The organism is Oscillatoria nigro-viridis PCC 7112 (genome assembly GCF_000317475.1).
Taxonomy (GTDB): domain Bacteria; phylum Cyanobacteriota; class Cyanobacteriia; order Cyanobacteriales; family Microcoleaceae; genus Microcoleus; species Microcoleus nigroviridis.
The window spans coordinates 1125467-1141100 of record NC_019729.1 but is presented as its reverse complement, the minus strand read 5'-3'; the positions used below and the strand labels follow the sequence as shown (position 1 = coordinate 1141100).

The 15634-nt window shown below is 46.9% G+C and carries 12 protein-coding genes and 2 pseudogenes; 4 read left to right on the top strand and 10 right to left on the bottom strand.

Annotation, left to right across the window (positions count from 1 at the left end):
• The first annotated feature begins 231 nt into the window (after positions 1-231).
• Both tsaD and OSC7112_RS04960 read left to right on the top strand, forming a co-directional pair.
• Complete coding sequence (gene tsaD, locus OSC7112_RS04965) at positions 232-1305, top strand: tRNA (adenosine(37)-N6)-threonylcarbamoyltransferase complex transferase subunit TsaD (RefSeq protein ID WP_015174874.1); 1074 nt, start codon at positions 232-234, stop codon at positions 1303-1305.
• 154 nt (positions 1306-1459) lie between these two features.
• Entirely contained in the window at positions 1460-1951 is a 492-nt protein-coding gene (locus OSC7112_RS04960; protein WP_015174873.1) for a GNAT family N-acetyltransferase, read from the top strand.
• Positions 1952-2129: 178 nt separating this feature from the next.
• On the opposite strand, the gene OSC7112_RS04955 is transcribed toward OSC7112_RS04960, so the two are convergent.
• The 10 genes and pseudogenes from OSC7112_RS04955 to OSC7112_RS04920 all read right to left on the bottom strand — a co-directional run bounded on the left by OSC7112_RS04955 (position 2130) and on the right by OSC7112_RS04920 (position 14679).
• Positions 2130-2873, bottom strand: coding sequence for an HAD family hydrolase (locus OSC7112_RS04955; RefSeq protein ID WP_015174872.1), 744 nt, complete (start codon positions 2871-2873; stop codon positions 2130-2132).
• A 244-nt stretch (positions 2874-3117) separates the two neighbouring features.
• On the bottom strand, positions 3118-7335 hold the full coding sequence (locus OSC7112_RS04950; protein ID WP_015174871.1) for a chemotaxis protein CheB: 4218 nt from the start codon (positions 7333-7335) through the stop codon (positions 3118-3120).
• Between the two features lie 262 nt (positions 7336-7597).
• Positions 7598-7780: a hypothetical protein gene (locus OSC7112_RS37865; protein ID WP_150111497.1), complete on the bottom strand. Its 183-nt coding sequence runs from the start codon at positions 7778-7780 to the stop codon at positions 7598-7600.
• Positions 7781-7784: 4 nt separating this feature from the next.
• On the bottom strand, positions 7785-7931 hold the full coding sequence (locus tag OSC7112_RS39350) for a hypothetical protein (RefSeq protein WP_015174869.1): 147 nt from the start codon (positions 7929-7931) through the stop codon (positions 7785-7787).
• Between the two features lie 51 nt (positions 7932-7982).
• A pseudogene (locus OSC7112_RS04945) lies at positions 7983-9193 on the bottom strand (RNA-guided endonuclease InsQ/TnpB family protein).
• Between the two features lie 703 nt (positions 9194-9896).
• Positions 9897-10991 (bottom strand): 30S ribosomal protein S1, encoded by a 1095-nt coding sequence (locus OSC7112_RS04940; RefSeq protein WP_015174868.1) that lies wholly within the window; start codon positions 10989-10991, stop codon positions 9897-9899.
• 639 nt (positions 10992-11630) lie between these two features.
• Positions 11631-12188 carry a transcriptional regulator NrdR gene (gene nrdR, locus OSC7112_RS04935; protein WP_041622371.1) on the bottom strand — a complete coding sequence of 186 codons (558 nt, stop codon included), beginning with the start codon at positions 12186-12188 and terminating at the stop codon, positions 11631-11633.
• Between the two features lie 194 nt (positions 12189-12382).
• Positions 12383-12478 carry a photosystem II reaction center protein T gene (locus OSC7112_RS04930; protein ID WP_006635641.1) on the bottom strand — a complete coding sequence of 32 codons (96 nt, stop codon included), beginning with the start codon at positions 12476-12478 and terminating at the stop codon, positions 12383-12385.
• A gap of 143 nt (positions 12479-12621) precedes the next feature.
• Positions 12622-14151 carry a photosystem II chlorophyll-binding protein CP47 gene (gene psbB, locus OSC7112_RS04925; RefSeq protein ID WP_015174866.1) on the bottom strand — a complete coding sequence of 510 codons (1530 nt, stop codon included), beginning with the start codon at positions 14149-14151 and terminating at the stop codon, positions 12622-12624.
• Between the two features lie 198 nt (positions 14152-14349).
• Entirely contained in the window at positions 14350-14679 is a 330-nt protein-coding gene (locus OSC7112_RS04920; RefSeq protein WP_015174865.1) for a hypothetical protein, read from the bottom strand.
• Between the two features lie 222 nt (positions 14680-14901).
• On the opposite strand from OSC7112_RS04920, the pseudogene OSC7112_RS42305 reads away from it, so the two are divergent.
• Both OSC7112_RS42305 and OSC7112_RS04915 read left to right on the top strand, forming a co-directional pair.
• Positions 14902-15120 (top strand): annotated as a pseudogene (locus OSC7112_RS42305) (type II toxin-antitoxin system RelE/ParE family toxin); the annotation flags it as partial.
• A gap of 56 nt (positions 15121-15176) precedes the next feature.
• Complete coding sequence (locus OSC7112_RS04915; protein WP_015174864.1) at positions 15177-15530, top strand: helix-turn-helix domain-containing protein; 354 nt, start codon at positions 15177-15179, stop codon at positions 15528-15530.
• The last annotated feature ends 104 nt before the right edge of the window (positions 15531-15634 follow it).

Genomic DNA, 15634 nt, shown 5'->3' with positions numbered 1-15634 from the left:
GTATCCATCATTGATGCGGCAAATCCCAAGAGAATGAGGGATTAGCGTTTTCATAGGTCAATGCTGAGCTAGCAATACCGCGAGGATATTCCTTCATGGCATCAGATGATGATCTTACCTGTCGATCGGGCAAAAATCCCTTAACAATAACCTGATTACAGGTAGAGCGGGGACTCGCGCCGAATTAGTTAAGCTAGCAATAACTAACCTATCAAATAAAATTACCAGTTAATGGCAACCATTTTCGCAATCGAAACAAGTTGTGACGAAACAGCAGCAGCAATTGTTAAGAATCGTCAAGTTTGCAGCAATGTTGTAGCATCGCAAATTAAAATCCACGAGCAGTATGGCGGGGTAGTACCGGAAGTGGCTTCGCGGAGTCACCTAGAAATGCTCAATCAGGTAATTGCCCAGTGTCTGTGTGAAGCAAACCTGAGTTGGTCAGAAATTGACGGCATTGCAGCGACTTGTGCCCCCGGTTTAGTAGGTGCATTGTTAGTCGGGCTGACAGCGGCGAAAAGCTTGGCAATAGTCCATCAAAAACCTTTTTTAGGCGTCCACCACCTCGAAGGGCACATCTACGCTTCTTACCTTACCGAACCCGACTTGCAGCCACCGTTTTTGTGTTTGTTAGTTTCCGGGGGACATACTAGCTTTATTTACGTCAAAGATTGCGGCGTTTATGAAACTGTAGGACAAACACGCGACGACGCCGCCGGCGAAGCTTTTGATAAAGTCGCGAGACTGTTGCAGCTAGGATATCCCGGCGGGCCGCTGATTGACAAATTGGCCGCCCTTGGCAATCCCCAAGCATACCCTCTACCAGAAGGCAGAATTTCCTTGCCTGGTGGCGGCTACCATCCTTACGACAGTAGTTTTAGCGGCTTGAAAACCGCAGTTTTGCAATTAGTGCAGAAACTCAAAAAACAAAATAACAATGTGGGCGAGGAAGGCATCTTGCCTGCCTCTACAATTAATGATATTGCGGCCAGCTTTCAGGAAACAGTAGCCAAGGGTTTAACAAAAAGAGCGATCGACTGTGCCGTAAATTTCGGGCTTACCACTATTGTCGTGGGTGGCGGAGTTGCAGCAAACAGCGGACTGCGAAAACACTTACAAACAGCAGCCGCAAAACACAACTTGCGAGTATTGTTTCCGCCATTAAAATATTGTACAGACAACGCAGCAATGATCGGCTGTGCGGCGGCAGAACACTTGCAGCGAGGACACACATCGCCGCTAACTTTAGGAGCAAATTCAAGAATGGCCCTCAGCGATATTATGGAACTGTACAAGAGTTATTAGTCATTAAGCTGTCGGACATTTAAATTGTAGATTCAGGGCGGGCGGGACGCCCACCCCACTCATTGTTTGATTTTTTTGACAGACAATTTAAAGGCCGCAACAGCTTAGTCATTAGTTAACAGTCAACAGTCAACAGTCAACAGTCAACCCAACGATGAAAATCCGCGACGCAGAAGAAAGCGATTTGCCAGCAATTGTCGAAATATACAACGCAGCAATACCAGGTAGAATGGCCACAGCAGATTTAAAACCAGTCTCAGTCGAAAGCCGCCTCCCGTGGTACAGAGAACACTCTCCCAATTCCTGGCCGATTTGGGTAATGGAATCAGAACAAAATATTGTTGGCTGGCTGAGTTTTCAGATTTTCTACGGACGCGCTGCCTATCAGCATACTGCAGAAGTTAGCATCTACGTCGCACCCGATCGCCAACGCTGCGGAATCGGACAAAATTTATTGCAATCGGCAATTGTGCGGAGTCCAGAATTGAAGCTTAAAACTCTCATAGGAATAATTTTTGCTCACAATCAGCCGAGTGTAAGATTGTTTGAGAAATTTGGCTTTCAGCGGTGGGGATATCTGCCACAAGTTGCCGAACTTGATGGCGTTGAAAGAGATGTCGTAATTCTGGGTTTGCGTTGTCTGTAGGGACTGAGATGTTGCAGCATTCTCAAGAACAGGCAAGATGCCTGTTCCACAAGAAGAAAATTCATCTCTTGTGGAACAGGCATCTTGCCTGTTCATAAAAGGATTATTGAGAATGCTGCAACATCTCAGTAGAAACTGATACCAAATCCGGTGCCACCGGAATTGATGCGATGTTTGCTCAATCTGCTAAAATTGTAATTTCTTCCAAAGATGCGATCGCCACATCAGCATTTTCCAAATGGCGAACCTCCGCCTTTCCCCAACAAATCCCGATACAGCCAGCCGCGCCCGCATTTTTACCCATCTGAATATCGCCCGCTGAATCTCCCACCATCAAAGTTGCTGCGGGATTGACTCCGAGTTTCTCACAAGCTTGCAAAAACAATTTCGGGTCTGGTTTATGAAGGGTTGAGTCAACTCCCATTTCTAACTGAATCCACTCGGCTAATGCGTGGTGTTTCACAAATTTCTGCACCGATTCTGTTGTAGCCGCCGAAAGAATGCCCAGTTTTAAACCCGCTTCCGAAAGATATTTCAGCACTTCCAAACTGCCGACAAATAAAGGAGAAACAGCACTATTTTTAAACATTTCGTCAGCTTCGTCAAAAGCGCGGCGCGCCATAGTTAAAGATTCCAGCCATCCCCTGCCGGTTTCGGCGATGTATCCCGCCGCCACAATCTCATTTTCCCTGCGACTACCGACTGCTAGCAAGCCTGTGGGGTCGATGCTGCCACCTTCGACGATGCCGAAAGCCATTTGTAAAGGCTCTCCAACGCCCGGAATTTGAGCGTCTGCGAGGCGCGATCGCTTAATTCCCAACAATCTCAAAAATTCTTGAGAATCCTCTAGAGTGCCGTCTTTGTCAAAGATTACGGCTTGGATATTCGAGAAGGTAATGCCCCGACATTTAATAGTTACCAAGAATCTGAACTCCGTAATTTTTATATTTTTTTCTATCTTCCCATATTGCGCTATTTTTGGCAATTTTTTATTGTCTGTAATCAGGTTTTGTTCCTATAAAATCACGGTCCAACATTAGACATCTCCAATAATCATTGTGGAACAGGCCGGAAAGCCTGTTCAAAACAGGCTTTTATGGAGCTAACTATTGTTGTGTTCCTACAAAATTAGGACACAACATTGTTGTGTCCCTACAATCAATAAATTAAAATCGTCCTACTAAATTAGCCACCATTAATCCTAGTACAACCGGCTCGATCGGCTTAACCATATGCCTTTGAAAACCAGCTTCGATAGCCATTTCGCGTTCTTTATTCCCCGCATAGGCAGTCAGCGCCGCGGCGGGGATTTCTCCTCCGGCTTCCGCAGCAAGAGCTCGCACTTCTCGAATTAAGAAAAACCCATCTTCCTCTGGCATTCCCAGATCGGAGATGAGCACATCATATCTGCCGGGATTTTCAGTCAAAGCAGCGATCGCACTTCTGGCAGATGCAACTGCCAAAACCTCCGCCCCATAGCCTTCAAGCACAAATTGTAAGAAATCGCGCGTATCGATCTGATCGTCTACGGCTAAGATGTGCAAGCCTTCGAGAGAGGGGACGCGATCGCTAGAGGCGTTTAAAGGCCCTGCCAAAGCAGTTGACTTTAAATCGATCGCCGATGTCAACTCTTGAGGCAGCGATCGCAACGGCAATCTCACAGTCATTGTAGTTCCTTGTCCCTCACCCGGACTTTCGGCTTGCACCGTTCCCCCGTGCAATTCAACCAGGTGACGCACGATAGATAAACCCAATCCCAGCCCTTGATTTGCCTTAACGCTGCTGGAATCGCCTTGATGGAAACGATCGAAAATATACGGCAAAAATTGTGCCTCAATGCCTTTTCCCGTATCGCTGACTCGAAGTTGAGCATGATTATCGATCGCCGATAGCAGGATTTCCACTCGTCCCCCCGCCGGAGTAAACTTAATCGCATTAGACAGAAGATTCCACACAACTTGCTGCAAGCGATTGATATCCCCTAAAACACTCGTAGAAATCAACTCCGAAACAATTTGAATGTTTTTTGCCTCGGCTGATAATTGCACCCCCTCCACCGCAGCTTGCACCACTAACCGCAGATCGATCGGACAAATGCACAGTTGAAGCTTGCCGCTGGTAATCCGGGAAATATCCAGGATATCTTCGATTAACTGAGATTGCGCCCTCGCGCTGCGATCGATCACCTCTAAAGCCTTAGTAACTGCTACTCCCTTCAGTTTCCCGGAACGCAGAATTTGTGACCAGCCCAGGATCGGAGTCAAAGGATTGCGTAATTCGTGGGAGAGATTCGCCAGAAATTCATCTTTAGCACGGTTGGCCGTTTCTGCTTGTTGGCGGGCCAACTGTTCGTGCTCAAATAACTGCGATCGTACTTTCTCAAACTGCTTGCGCTCCGTGATATCCTCGATCGACAACAGAATCATTAAAGCTTGGTCTTCTCGTTGAAGTTTACAAGCATTCAGCAGCATAGTTTTCTGCCCGATCTTCTCAAACAGGTGAGTCAACTCAAAGTTTTCAAGCTGAACATCACTAACTAGAATATCTTCCAATATCCATCGCAATTGAGGGATATTCCACTGCCCGTTTCCTAGCTCAAACAGCGAAGATTGCGCTGTTTCTGAGGATGAAATCTGAAACGTTTCATAGAACGCTCGATTTGCTTTATTCACTCGGAAATTAGCATCTAGCGCGACTAAAGGCGTTTGCACAGTTTCCACAATGGTTTCAGCATAATTTCGGGCCTCCTCCAAGGTTCTGGCACTGCGTTTAAGAGCATCAATATCGAGCAAAACCATCACCACACCGTCAATCTGGTTTTCCGTTGTCCGGTAAGGACGAATGCGGAGGTTGTACCAATATCCCGATAAAGTTTGAATTTCTTGTTCTTTCGTCTGGAGAGTATCAATCACCTCCAAAATCATCTGTTCCAAGCCAGGAACGTTCAGAGTTGAGCGGATGTCGCTAAAAGGTCGTCCAACATCTGTGGGAATCACACTAAAAATTTGCTGTGCCGTTGGGGTAAAGCGTCGAATCTGTAAATCGTTGGTCAACATTAAGATAGGGATATTGATACTGGAAAGCAAATTTATCAGATCGTTATTTACCAGGCTTTGTTCAATATTGCGGCTGCGAAGTTCCTCGTTAGTGGTAGTGAGTTCCTCGTTAGTGGCTTGAATCTCTTCTTTGGCAGTTTCTAACTCTTCGTTGGTGCTTTGCAACTCCTCGTTGCTCGATAGGATTTCTTCGTTGGCAATTTTGATGTCTTGGTTGAGATTTTCGTGTTCCTGGATCACCGCTTGCAGTTGCGTTTGAACCGCAGTTTTGTCTTGGTAAGCGGTTGCAAGTGCCTGCCTCAGCAGATCAATTTCGCGCACTAAATCAGCTTGCTCGAAGCTTTCAGAAGGGAGGGGTGTGAGTTTAAGCATTGGGGGTGAAGCCTGTTCCAATAGCACCAAAAAGTAGCGTCCTTCAACCGCCTGTGGCTGGAACGGAATCACTTCAAAATTGACGATACTCGATCGTCCGGCCGATTCAACAACCGATACCCCTTCTTTCCTAACGGTCACGTTCTGCGTTTGTGCCTGATAAATAGCGGTGCGAAGCTCAAGCAGCAAGCCTTCCCTTGCCATTGTCAGCAAGTTTAAGTCGGGCGTTCCGAAGGCCAATCTGAAGTAAGGATTGATGTCTCCCCGCACTTGCAGGATGTTCATGAGATCGTTGACAACCACACCTGCTAGGGCATAGCGATTCAAAATCAGTTGGTCTGTTTCTCGCTGTAAATCAAAGCTATTTGTCAAATTTTCCTTCACTTCCTGCCGTTCACGTGCTTTAGCTACGGGATAGGAACTCGGCGTAAACGAAAAAGTCGGACGAGTCGCCGTCAAGTTTTTGGCATAAATTTTAGAGTTTTTATCCACTGAAGTAAACAAGTATGAGAATTTTCCGGTACTCTCAGAAGTGCCTAACAACAGAAAGCCATTTGGGTTAAGACTGTAATGAAAAATGGGCATCAATTTTTTTTGCAATGACTCTCCCAAGTAGATCAGCACATTGCGACAGCTAACTAAATCGAGATTGGAAAAAGGCGGGTCGCTGCCTAAGTCTTGTCGGGCAAATACACACAGTTCGCGGACTGCCTTGCTGATTCTATAGCTACCTTCTTCTTGGGCAATAAAGTAGCCAGTACGTCGTTCTGGTGAAACATCTACCATCTGGTTTTCTGAGTAGACGCCAGACCTCGCTTTGCCAATTGCCTGTTCGCCAATGTCCGTGGCAAAAATCTGGATCGGTGGCTGGATGGCTCGATCGCCCAAAAACTCTAACAAGCAAATCGCGATCGAATAAACTTCTTCACCTGTGGAACATCCCGCCACCCAAATCCGAATCGGAGTTTCGGCCGATTTATTTTGGGTAATCGTGGGGAAAACCAGTTCTTTTAACTTTTCAAAGGCTTCGGGGTCACGGAAGAAACTGGTAACGTGGATCAGGATTTCTTCATACAGGGCTGTGACTTCAGCCGAATTGTGTCGAAGATGTTGGGCGTAATCATCCAAGCTTTCCAGCTTGTACAACACCATCCGTCGCTGGATGCGTCGAGCGATCGTCGTGGGTTTGTAGTGGCTAAAATCAACCCCTGTGGTCGATTTCAGCAGCGCAAAAATAGTTGCCAGGGCATCTCCCTGTTCGGGCGATTCCTCAACTTTTGTCATGGCAAGCGGGCCAGTGAGAAGGGGATTGTGACTGTAGTTTGCCAGTTCCTCGGCAATTTTTTCCGGTGGCAGAACGAAATCGACATTTCCTGTGGCAACAGCGGTAATCGGCATACTGTCGAATTTTGCCGTGTCTTGACATTGAGCAAACGTCATGCCTCCGGCTGCTTTGATGGCGTTGAGCCCGAGTGAACCGTCTCCGTCTCCCCCGGATAAAACTACGGCGATTGCTTTGTGCCCGCGATCGATCGCCAATGAGGTAAAAAACGCATCTCCCGGCAGATATTTGCCGTAAATCTTCTCGCGCGGTGATAGTTGCAGCACGCCTTTAGATAGCACCATCTTGGTATTGGGCGGAATAACGTAGACTTGATTGGGTTCTACAGCTACGCCGTCTTCTACCTCATTCACAGGCATTTGCGTCGTTCTCGCGAGAATCTCGCTCAGCAGACTTTTGTGATCGGGGGCTAAATGCTGAATCAGCACAAACGCCATACCCGTATCGCTCGGTAAATGGCTCAGTAACTGCGTGAATGCTTCCAACCCTCCTGCTGAGGCAGCAATCCCAACAATGGGAAAGGGGGCATCGGTTTCGGTTAATTGTTCTCTATCGAGGGCGGCTGGTGCGATCGATTCGGGTGTATTTTCTGGAGATAATTGAGGAGAAGTCATAATGTGAAGTCCTCGACTTCAGTTATTTAAGAGCCAACATATTTGGTAAGTGTGTGGCTAAGTAATTCGGACTATTTGTATCAGAGCCTACTTAAGTTAGCGGCATTATGAAACTCCCTTAAGGATGAGCTACACTGTGGGAGCCATGAGCTGAGGGCTATCGAACAATCCTATATGCTGTTAGGGCGATCGCAACAATATGCTGGCAATAACCAAGTAATATATCAGCTTTTGTACTTACAGCGGTTCTCAAAAAAGTCAGCTATAAAGGCCTTACCAGTTGCAGTTTGTTTTGGAGTACGGGAGGGGGAGCGCAGACGGGCTGCAGTTGCGGGTATTCGATTTCTTTGTTCAGGGAAAAAGTAACTTCGACACGATCGAGCAAGTCAATTTTAAACTCGCGAGCGCACATCGGGCAAAAAGACATTTCTGATGTGTCTGCCAAATCCTTAAATTCTTCTGTAAGGATTAATTCTCAATCTCTGCAAAATGTGGGAACCGGTTAACCAGTTTTCGATTTGGTCGATCGTTCCTTTGCTACAATTGGGACGTTTTTTTAGCTGTTCTAATTTTTCTTTTAATAGTTCGATGTTCATAATCAACTTGCCTTTGAGCGTCAGGGCAAGAAATTTTTGACACTCTCCTGGCTAAAGCCGAGGAGATTCTTGATTCGCAGAATCGACTTGCCGATGCAGAATTACTTCAACATCGGTAGCGGTCAATTCTCCACAAGCGTTCGGATCTAAGATCCAAGTTCCGACGTGCCCCGCCGTACTCAATCCCCGACTCAGGATATTTTTAGCTGCGTTCCAGTCACGATCTAATACGCATCCACACCGACAAGCGTGGGTTCGCGTTGAGAGACTTTTCTTAACAATTGTTCCGCAACTAGAGCATTCTTGACTTGTTCCGTTAGCTGGCACAGCAATCGTAATTCTTCCGAATACTTTGCCAAAATATTCCAACCTAATTCGGAACATATACCAAGAAGCGTCGTTAATCGATTTTGCCAGACAGTGATTCTTCACCATATTTTTAATCCTCAAATCTTCGTAGACTACGCAGTCGTTAGACTGGATGACGCATCTTGCCAACTTCACGGCAAAATCTTTACGCTGTCTACTTATTTTGAGGTGGCGCTTTCCTAGAATCGCTCTAGCTTTTTTTCTGTTTTGCGAACCCTTGACTCGTTTTGAAACTCGTTTTTGGGATTTCTTCAACCTGCGTTCTCCCTTGCGGAGGAAACGCGGGTTATCGACTGCAATGCCATTTGAGTCAGTGTAAAACTCTTTAAGTCCTACATCTAACCCGATGGCGTTACCCGTGATTTCAATCTTTTCAGAACGGTCAACTTGAATGCAAAACTGGACATAATATCCGTCTGCCCGTCTCACCAAACGTACTCGTTTGATTTGACTGCGCTGAGAGAAATGTAAGTCGCGGGTTCCTTTTAATTTAAGTTTGCCGATTCCTTGCTTGTCGGTAAAAGTGATTGATTTCCGGTCGTCTGCCAGACGCCAGCCCGTAGTTTTGTACTCTACCGAGCGGTTGTGTTTCTGGAATTGCGGAAACCCTTTTTTCCTGGGACCTTCTTTTTACAGTTGTCGTAGAATCGGGAGATTGCCGACCACGCTCTTTCTGAACTCGATTGTCTGGCCATGCTGTTCAATTCGTCGCAAAACGGGAATTCCTTAGCTAAAACAGCGCTATACTTGTTCAATGCGTATTTATCAACTTTTTCGTTGTCCATCCAAAACCGCAGTGCTTTGTTTCGGATGAACTGCACTGTTCTAATCGCTTCATCTACAGCGTCAAATTGCTGTTTTTTCCCGTATGCCTTGAACTCAAAAACTAACATGACTTCGACCTCATCACGATAGTCTTATGCTACCAGAGTCGGCTTAATATCCCTCTAGTTGTTCACAAAGATTTACATGGTTTTACTTGACAGCGCCATCCTGAGAGCTCAGAAAATAGACTGGGAGGCTAAAGCCTCCTTGTCCCTTTCATCCCCGGACTAAAGTCGCGGGGTTTTCAGGGTTTTATTTATAAGAATTTTGTTGTATACTTTGCTCGTCTGGTTGGTTCTGGCGTGAGAATTCTGATGAGTTTGCCCCTGTACGGATGTCTCTGGCCTTTATAAAAGTTAACAAATTAGCACCATAAAGGCCATGCCTATTTAGGCAGATCGATCGCGCTGTCACTTGTTTTAATTCAAAGTGCGATCCGTGCATCGGTCTACAGAAATATCTTAAATCTCGGTAATTAAGAATGGGGAATAGGGAATGGGAAATTCTCAACCAATACGCTTGGGTTAAAACTATTTATTCCTCGGATATCCCCCTAAATCCTCCTGGTTGTTGGGGGACGCAAGAGTAAGTTCTTGTCCCCCCCTTTGTAGGGGCGGTGCCCCCGTGCCCGCCCTAGGCGCCAGGGAGATCGAGCTTAACCCAAGCGTATTGAATTGTGAACCACCCAGCAGCGACTAATGACTAATGACTAATAACTAACTCAAAAAAAAAGAGGGAAAATTCCCTCTTTTAATCACACTAACTGCGATGTTATTCTTCCGTCGCAGGAGGGATTTCTTCCTCTACATCTAATACTGCTTCGGGTGCTGCTTCGGGTGCTGCTTCGGGTGCTACTTCCGGCAGATCCTCTTCCATTGCTGAGGGTACATCTTCGAGTATTTCGTCGGAGAGGTCATCATCAGCATCGATCGAGTCTACAGGAATGTCTATGCCTGCTTTAGCTTGCTTTTGAGCGAGCATTTTCTCGCGGAACTTAGCTGCCATTTCCTCAGCTTTTTCGTATACCAATTCGCGATTTTTAACCATCGCGCCCGGTTCCGGTTCCAACTGCTTGGTGGAGAGAGAAATCCGGCCCCTCTCGGCATCCAAGTCAATGATCATCACTTTCACTTCGTCGTTGACATTGAAGACGCTATGAGGCGTATCGATGTGATCGTGTGAAATTTCCGAGATGTGCAGCAAGCCGCTGACGCCGCCGATGTCGATAAAGGCACCGTAAGGCTTGATACCGCGTACTGTACCGATGACCACTTCCCCGACTTCGAGGCGGTTCATCTTGCGCTCAACTAAGGCGCGACGGTGACTCAACACTAGGCGGTTGCGGTCTTCGTCTACCTCTAAGAATTTTAATGGTAATTCTTCGGCGACTAATTCTTCCTTCGGTTTGCGGGTACTTATATGAGAACCGGGAATAAAGCCTCGCAAGCCTTCTATTCTCACGAGTGCGCCGCCGCGGTTGGTGGCAAATACTTGCGATCGTACTGTGGCATCTTCTGCTTGCAGTTGTCGGACTCTTTCCCACGCCCGCATATACTCGATGCGCCGGATGGACAGGGTTAATTGTCCGTCTTCATTTTCATCGGTTAGAATGAAAAATTCTCTGGTTTCGTTTGATTGCAATACCTCTTCTGGGCTTTCCACTCGATTGATCGACATTTCCTGAATGGGAATGTACGCTGCTGTTTTAGCACCGATATCAATCAGAGCGCCCCTGGGTTCTATACTAAAAACTGTACCCGCTACTACATCGCCCGGGCTAAAGTGATAGTCATATTTATCAAGTAGGGCTGCAAAATCTTCGTGAGTAAAGCCGATGTCTTTGACTGTGGTTTTGAGATTGACCATGCGAATAGTTTCCTAGGATTTCTCTCCTTCATGTTTTTCGTTTGTGCCGGCAGATATTCGAGATTTTGGTGAAAAAGCGATTAACTTTTTTCAAAATCTTTTACTAAAGTCAGTTTTTGCTAACTTTTGCTGGGTGCAACTGCACACCAGCGCTTGCCATTACTGTTACTCCATACTCTGTGTTAAAACGTTTAATCTTAACATTCCGAGTCAAGTAGACTATTTTGACACTCTCAGGTATAAATAAACTGAGATTCTTCGTTCAACGAGCCGACTTGCTGGCGACAGGATTACTCCAGTCTAAGTAGAGGTCGGTTTCTCCAGAAGCGTAAATTTCGGTATGCCCTACCGTATTTAATTAGTCACCGATCTTTAGTTAGGTTTTGTTCAAATGCGAGCTTTCCTAAACTGCAACACCGTTAGGTGTGACTACGCACTCAACTAATCCAGTTAAGTTTTTACGTTGTCTAGTTATACTCTATTTTAGACCGATGACGATCATATCACACCCAGCACTCTTACTGAGAAAAAAGAACACTCGCTCGAATGAGAGTTCCTTGAGTCGCTATTCCTCCGGGCCTTCCTCGCGACACGGTTTTCTATCTCCCAGAATATTTCTCTAAATTAATTTAAGCGAGCTTAGCTGGGAGTAGCGCAGGATGCTGGGCTTTCTCGATCGACTGATTCCGCATCCGGCAAATCTGCCTCAAAATTCGGTCTAGTTTCTGTATCTTCAGCTTGGTTGAGGGGATTCTGAAGGTGATTTAGGGTTTCTACAAAATCTCGGATGCCTCGAAATTGCCGATATACGGAGGCAAAACGGACATAAGCGACTTCGCTGAGCGGCCGCAGGTGCAACAGCACCAGTTCCCCTATTTCTGAGCTGGCGATTTCTCGGAGCGATCGACCTTGGAGTTGGGCCTCGATTTCTTCGGCCAGAGTTTCGAGATGCCCGGAAGACAAACCGGTTTTTTCGCAGGCCCGAATCAATCCCCTGACTAATTTTGACCTGTCAAAAGATTCGCGCTTGCCGTCGCGCTTGATCACCGTAATCGGCACAAATTCTATGCGTTCGTAAGTTGTGAAGCGGTGCTGGCAGCTCAAACACTCGCGCCGCCGACGGATGCTTTGACCTGATTCGGCTGAACGCGATTCTAAAACGCGACTATTGGTGTGTTGGCAGGAGGAACAGCGCATGATTGCTGATTTTAACAGGCATTGCCAGCAAATTGCCATTCATCTAACCGCCTGGGGTCTGATGAATGGCTGGACTAGAAAAATCACTTAGCACACAGCAGTGAAATAGTCCCGCACCAAATTAGATCACTATGATGCGGGTTGACGGCAGTCCGGTTCAAGATATTTTGGACTTGCTGGAGGCGTATAGCTAATTATTTGCCAATCCGGGGAGGTTCCCGAAAGGCGATCGCAAAAAATAGTACGCCTATGGCTAAAGCCAGAATCAAAATGTAAGCAACACTTTCCATGTTAAATTTTCCCTATCTTCCCTTGCCGTATTATTTTATCTTAATTGTTGGTTTTATTATTAACTAAAAAAACCCGGTTTCTTGAAGAAACCGGGTTTTTTTACACCGGGGAAGTTTCCCGGCTAGCCAGAGGCTGGCGAAATCTAGAGAGGTTCTTCTCTTCTGGTGGTCACGTCACCCAGTTTTTGGAACAAGCCCCACTCGACTTGTTCTTCCATGTCAGCCTCAACTCCAGCAAACACGTCGCGGAAGATTGTCCGAGAACCGTGCCAGATATGGCCGAAGAAGAACAGCAAAGCAAAGCAAACGTGTCCGAAAGTGAACCAACCGCGAGTCGAAGTGCGGAACACCCCGTCAGAGTTCAAAGTTTCGCGATCGAATTCAAACACTTCACCCTTTTGAGCAGCGCGAGCAAACTGCTTAACATCTAGAGGATTATTAAAGGTTTGACCGTTAAGTTCGCCGCCGTAGAAGCTGACTGTAACTCCGCTTTGTTCAAAGCTGTATTTTGATTCAGCACGGCGGAAGGGGATGTCAGCGCGAACGACCCCATCTTTGTCCGTCAAAATTACTGGGAAAGTTTCAAAGAAGTTGGGGAGGCGGCGAACCGACAATACCCGACCTTCGCTGTCAGTAAATACTGGATGGCCCAGCCAAGATTTAGCAATACCGTCGCCATTGACCATCGCGCCGGCGCGGAACAAACCGCCTTTAGCAGGAGAGTTGCCCACGTAGTCGTAGAAAGCCAATTTTTCGGGAATTTGTTCGTAAGCTTCTTCGAAGCTTTGGCCCGCGGCCAAGCTAGCTTGAGCTCTGCGGTCGATTTCTTGTTGGAAATAGCCGCTGTCCCACTGATAGCGAGTCGGGCCGAAAAGTTCGATCGGAGTCGCAGCAGAACCGTACCACATCGTACCCGCAACCACAAAGGCTGCGAAGAACACGGCAGCGATACTGCTAGAAAGTACAGTTTCGATATTCCCCATCCGCAGGGCTTTGTAAAGACGTTCCGGCGGCCGCACTGTCAAGTGGAACAAACCGGCAATTACGCCGACTACGCCCGCTGCAATGTGGTGAGCCACGATGCCGCCCGGATTGAAGGGATCGAAGCCTTCAGGGCCCCAAGCAGGTGCCACTGGCTGGACGTGACCGGTCAGCCCGTAGGGGTCGGAAACCCACATTCCCGGGCCAAAAAGTCCCGAAAGGTGAAATGCGCCGAAGCCGAAGCAGAGCAAGCCGGAGAGGAACAGGTGAATGCCAAACATTTTTGGCAAGTCGAGGGCTGGTTCACCGGTGCGAGGGTCTCTGAAAAGTTCTAAGTCCCAAAATACCCAGTGCCAAACTGCTGCTAAGAACAGCAGCCCCGAGAGGACGATGTGAGCGATGGCTACGCCTTCAAAGGACCAGAAGCCCGGATCGACGTTACCTTCGCCGGTGATGCTCCAACCGCCCCAAGAACCCGTAACTCCCAAGCGAGTCATGAAGGGCAACACGAACATCCCTTGACGCCACATCGGGTTCAGAACTGGATCTGTGGGGTCAAAAACTGCTAGTTCATAAAGGGCCATTGAGCCGGCCCAACCTGCCACGAGGGCTGTGTGCATTAAGTGTACAGAAATCAATCGGCCTGGGTCATTTAAGACGACTGTGTGTACGCGATACCAGGGTAGTCCCATTGACTGCGGTTCTCCAAGGTGTAAGTGATGATGTCTATTTTTACGGAAAAATCAGATTCTGAATCCCCAGCAGTTACCTGCAGGGTTTAAAATCTGCCTTTTGCCGACTGCCATCTACCTTCAAAGGTGGAGGCATAAAAATGAAAGTTATTTAAAGAAGTGTATCGAGTGTTAGAACCGATTGCAATATGTTGAGCATTACATTAATTGCGGGTTGCCCATTTCGCAGCGGGCGGCGATCGCCCCGAGGCGTTCGAGGACTTGTTCGGCATCAATCAGTCTGGTGAGGGTGACGTTGCCGATATTTTTGGCGGGATCGGCGGGATCGGGACGGACTGCTGGTTGGACTTCTACCATGAGTACGGCGTCTTCTACGCGGTAGAGCCACATTTTTTCGTTGCGATCGAAAAGACAGAGGTTGAGCTGTTGGATGTCCGGCGGCCGCCTCCAGGCCGCGTGACTCCACTCGCCGCCTACCCCCCAGACGCGCCCAACTTTCCAGCCGTCGGATAAGAAGAAGTATTTCACTTGTGTACGCTGGTTGAGATTTTTTTGTCTAACATAGCGCAAAACTGCAATTGTACGGAATTAAGGGTGCATATAAATATTGTTATTCTATCGACTATTGCCTATAATATGCTATGTAAGGCATAATCGATCCAAATGACATGAAACATTGAGTTTCACTTGGATTTTTACTGTGAGTTTACCTAATTCCCCACTGATGTCAGATGACAGCTTTTAAAAAAACTCACACTGTTACAAGAATTTGGTCCAAACCTCAAGCGTCCTCACGTCCATAATCTCAATGGTTCTACCTACACCAATAGGAAGGAACTTAGGTTTCAGGCAGCTCGTGGAGTTTGGCGATTCGCTTTTGCATTTGACCCCCGCCGACCTGCCATTCTGTTGGTAGCAGGGGACAAATCTGGTAGTAGTGAGAAACGATTTTACAAGCAATTAATCTAAGATAGCAGATAGTAGATTTACCTGCCATTTTAATCAGTTACTGGAGCCAGAAACAGATGACAATTAGCCTGAAGAATATTATGGATAATTTGCCTCCTGAACAACGAGCAATAGTCGAAAAGAGAGCGGTTGAATTAATGGCTGAAGAAATGACATTGCCAGACTTACGTAAAGCCAGGAAATTTACTCAGATTCGCATGGCAGAATTATTAAATATGCGTCAAGAAAATGTCTCGCGACTCGAACGCCGTGCGGATTTGTTGGTATCAACTTTGCAAGGTTATATCGCGGCTATGGGTGGGGAGTTGTCATTTGTCGTAGAATTCAAAGATCGACCCCCCGTAAAAATTACTGGATTAACATCGATGTGTGAAGAAAGCAGCTACACTAATGGAGGGGAAGAGTTTTAATTGAGGAACACCTGTTGTTTGAGTGAGATGCTCGAACCTTTTCGCATCTAGAGACCGAGCAATCAAAAACATCCTATCCGATAACTAAGAAGCATCCGGATTAA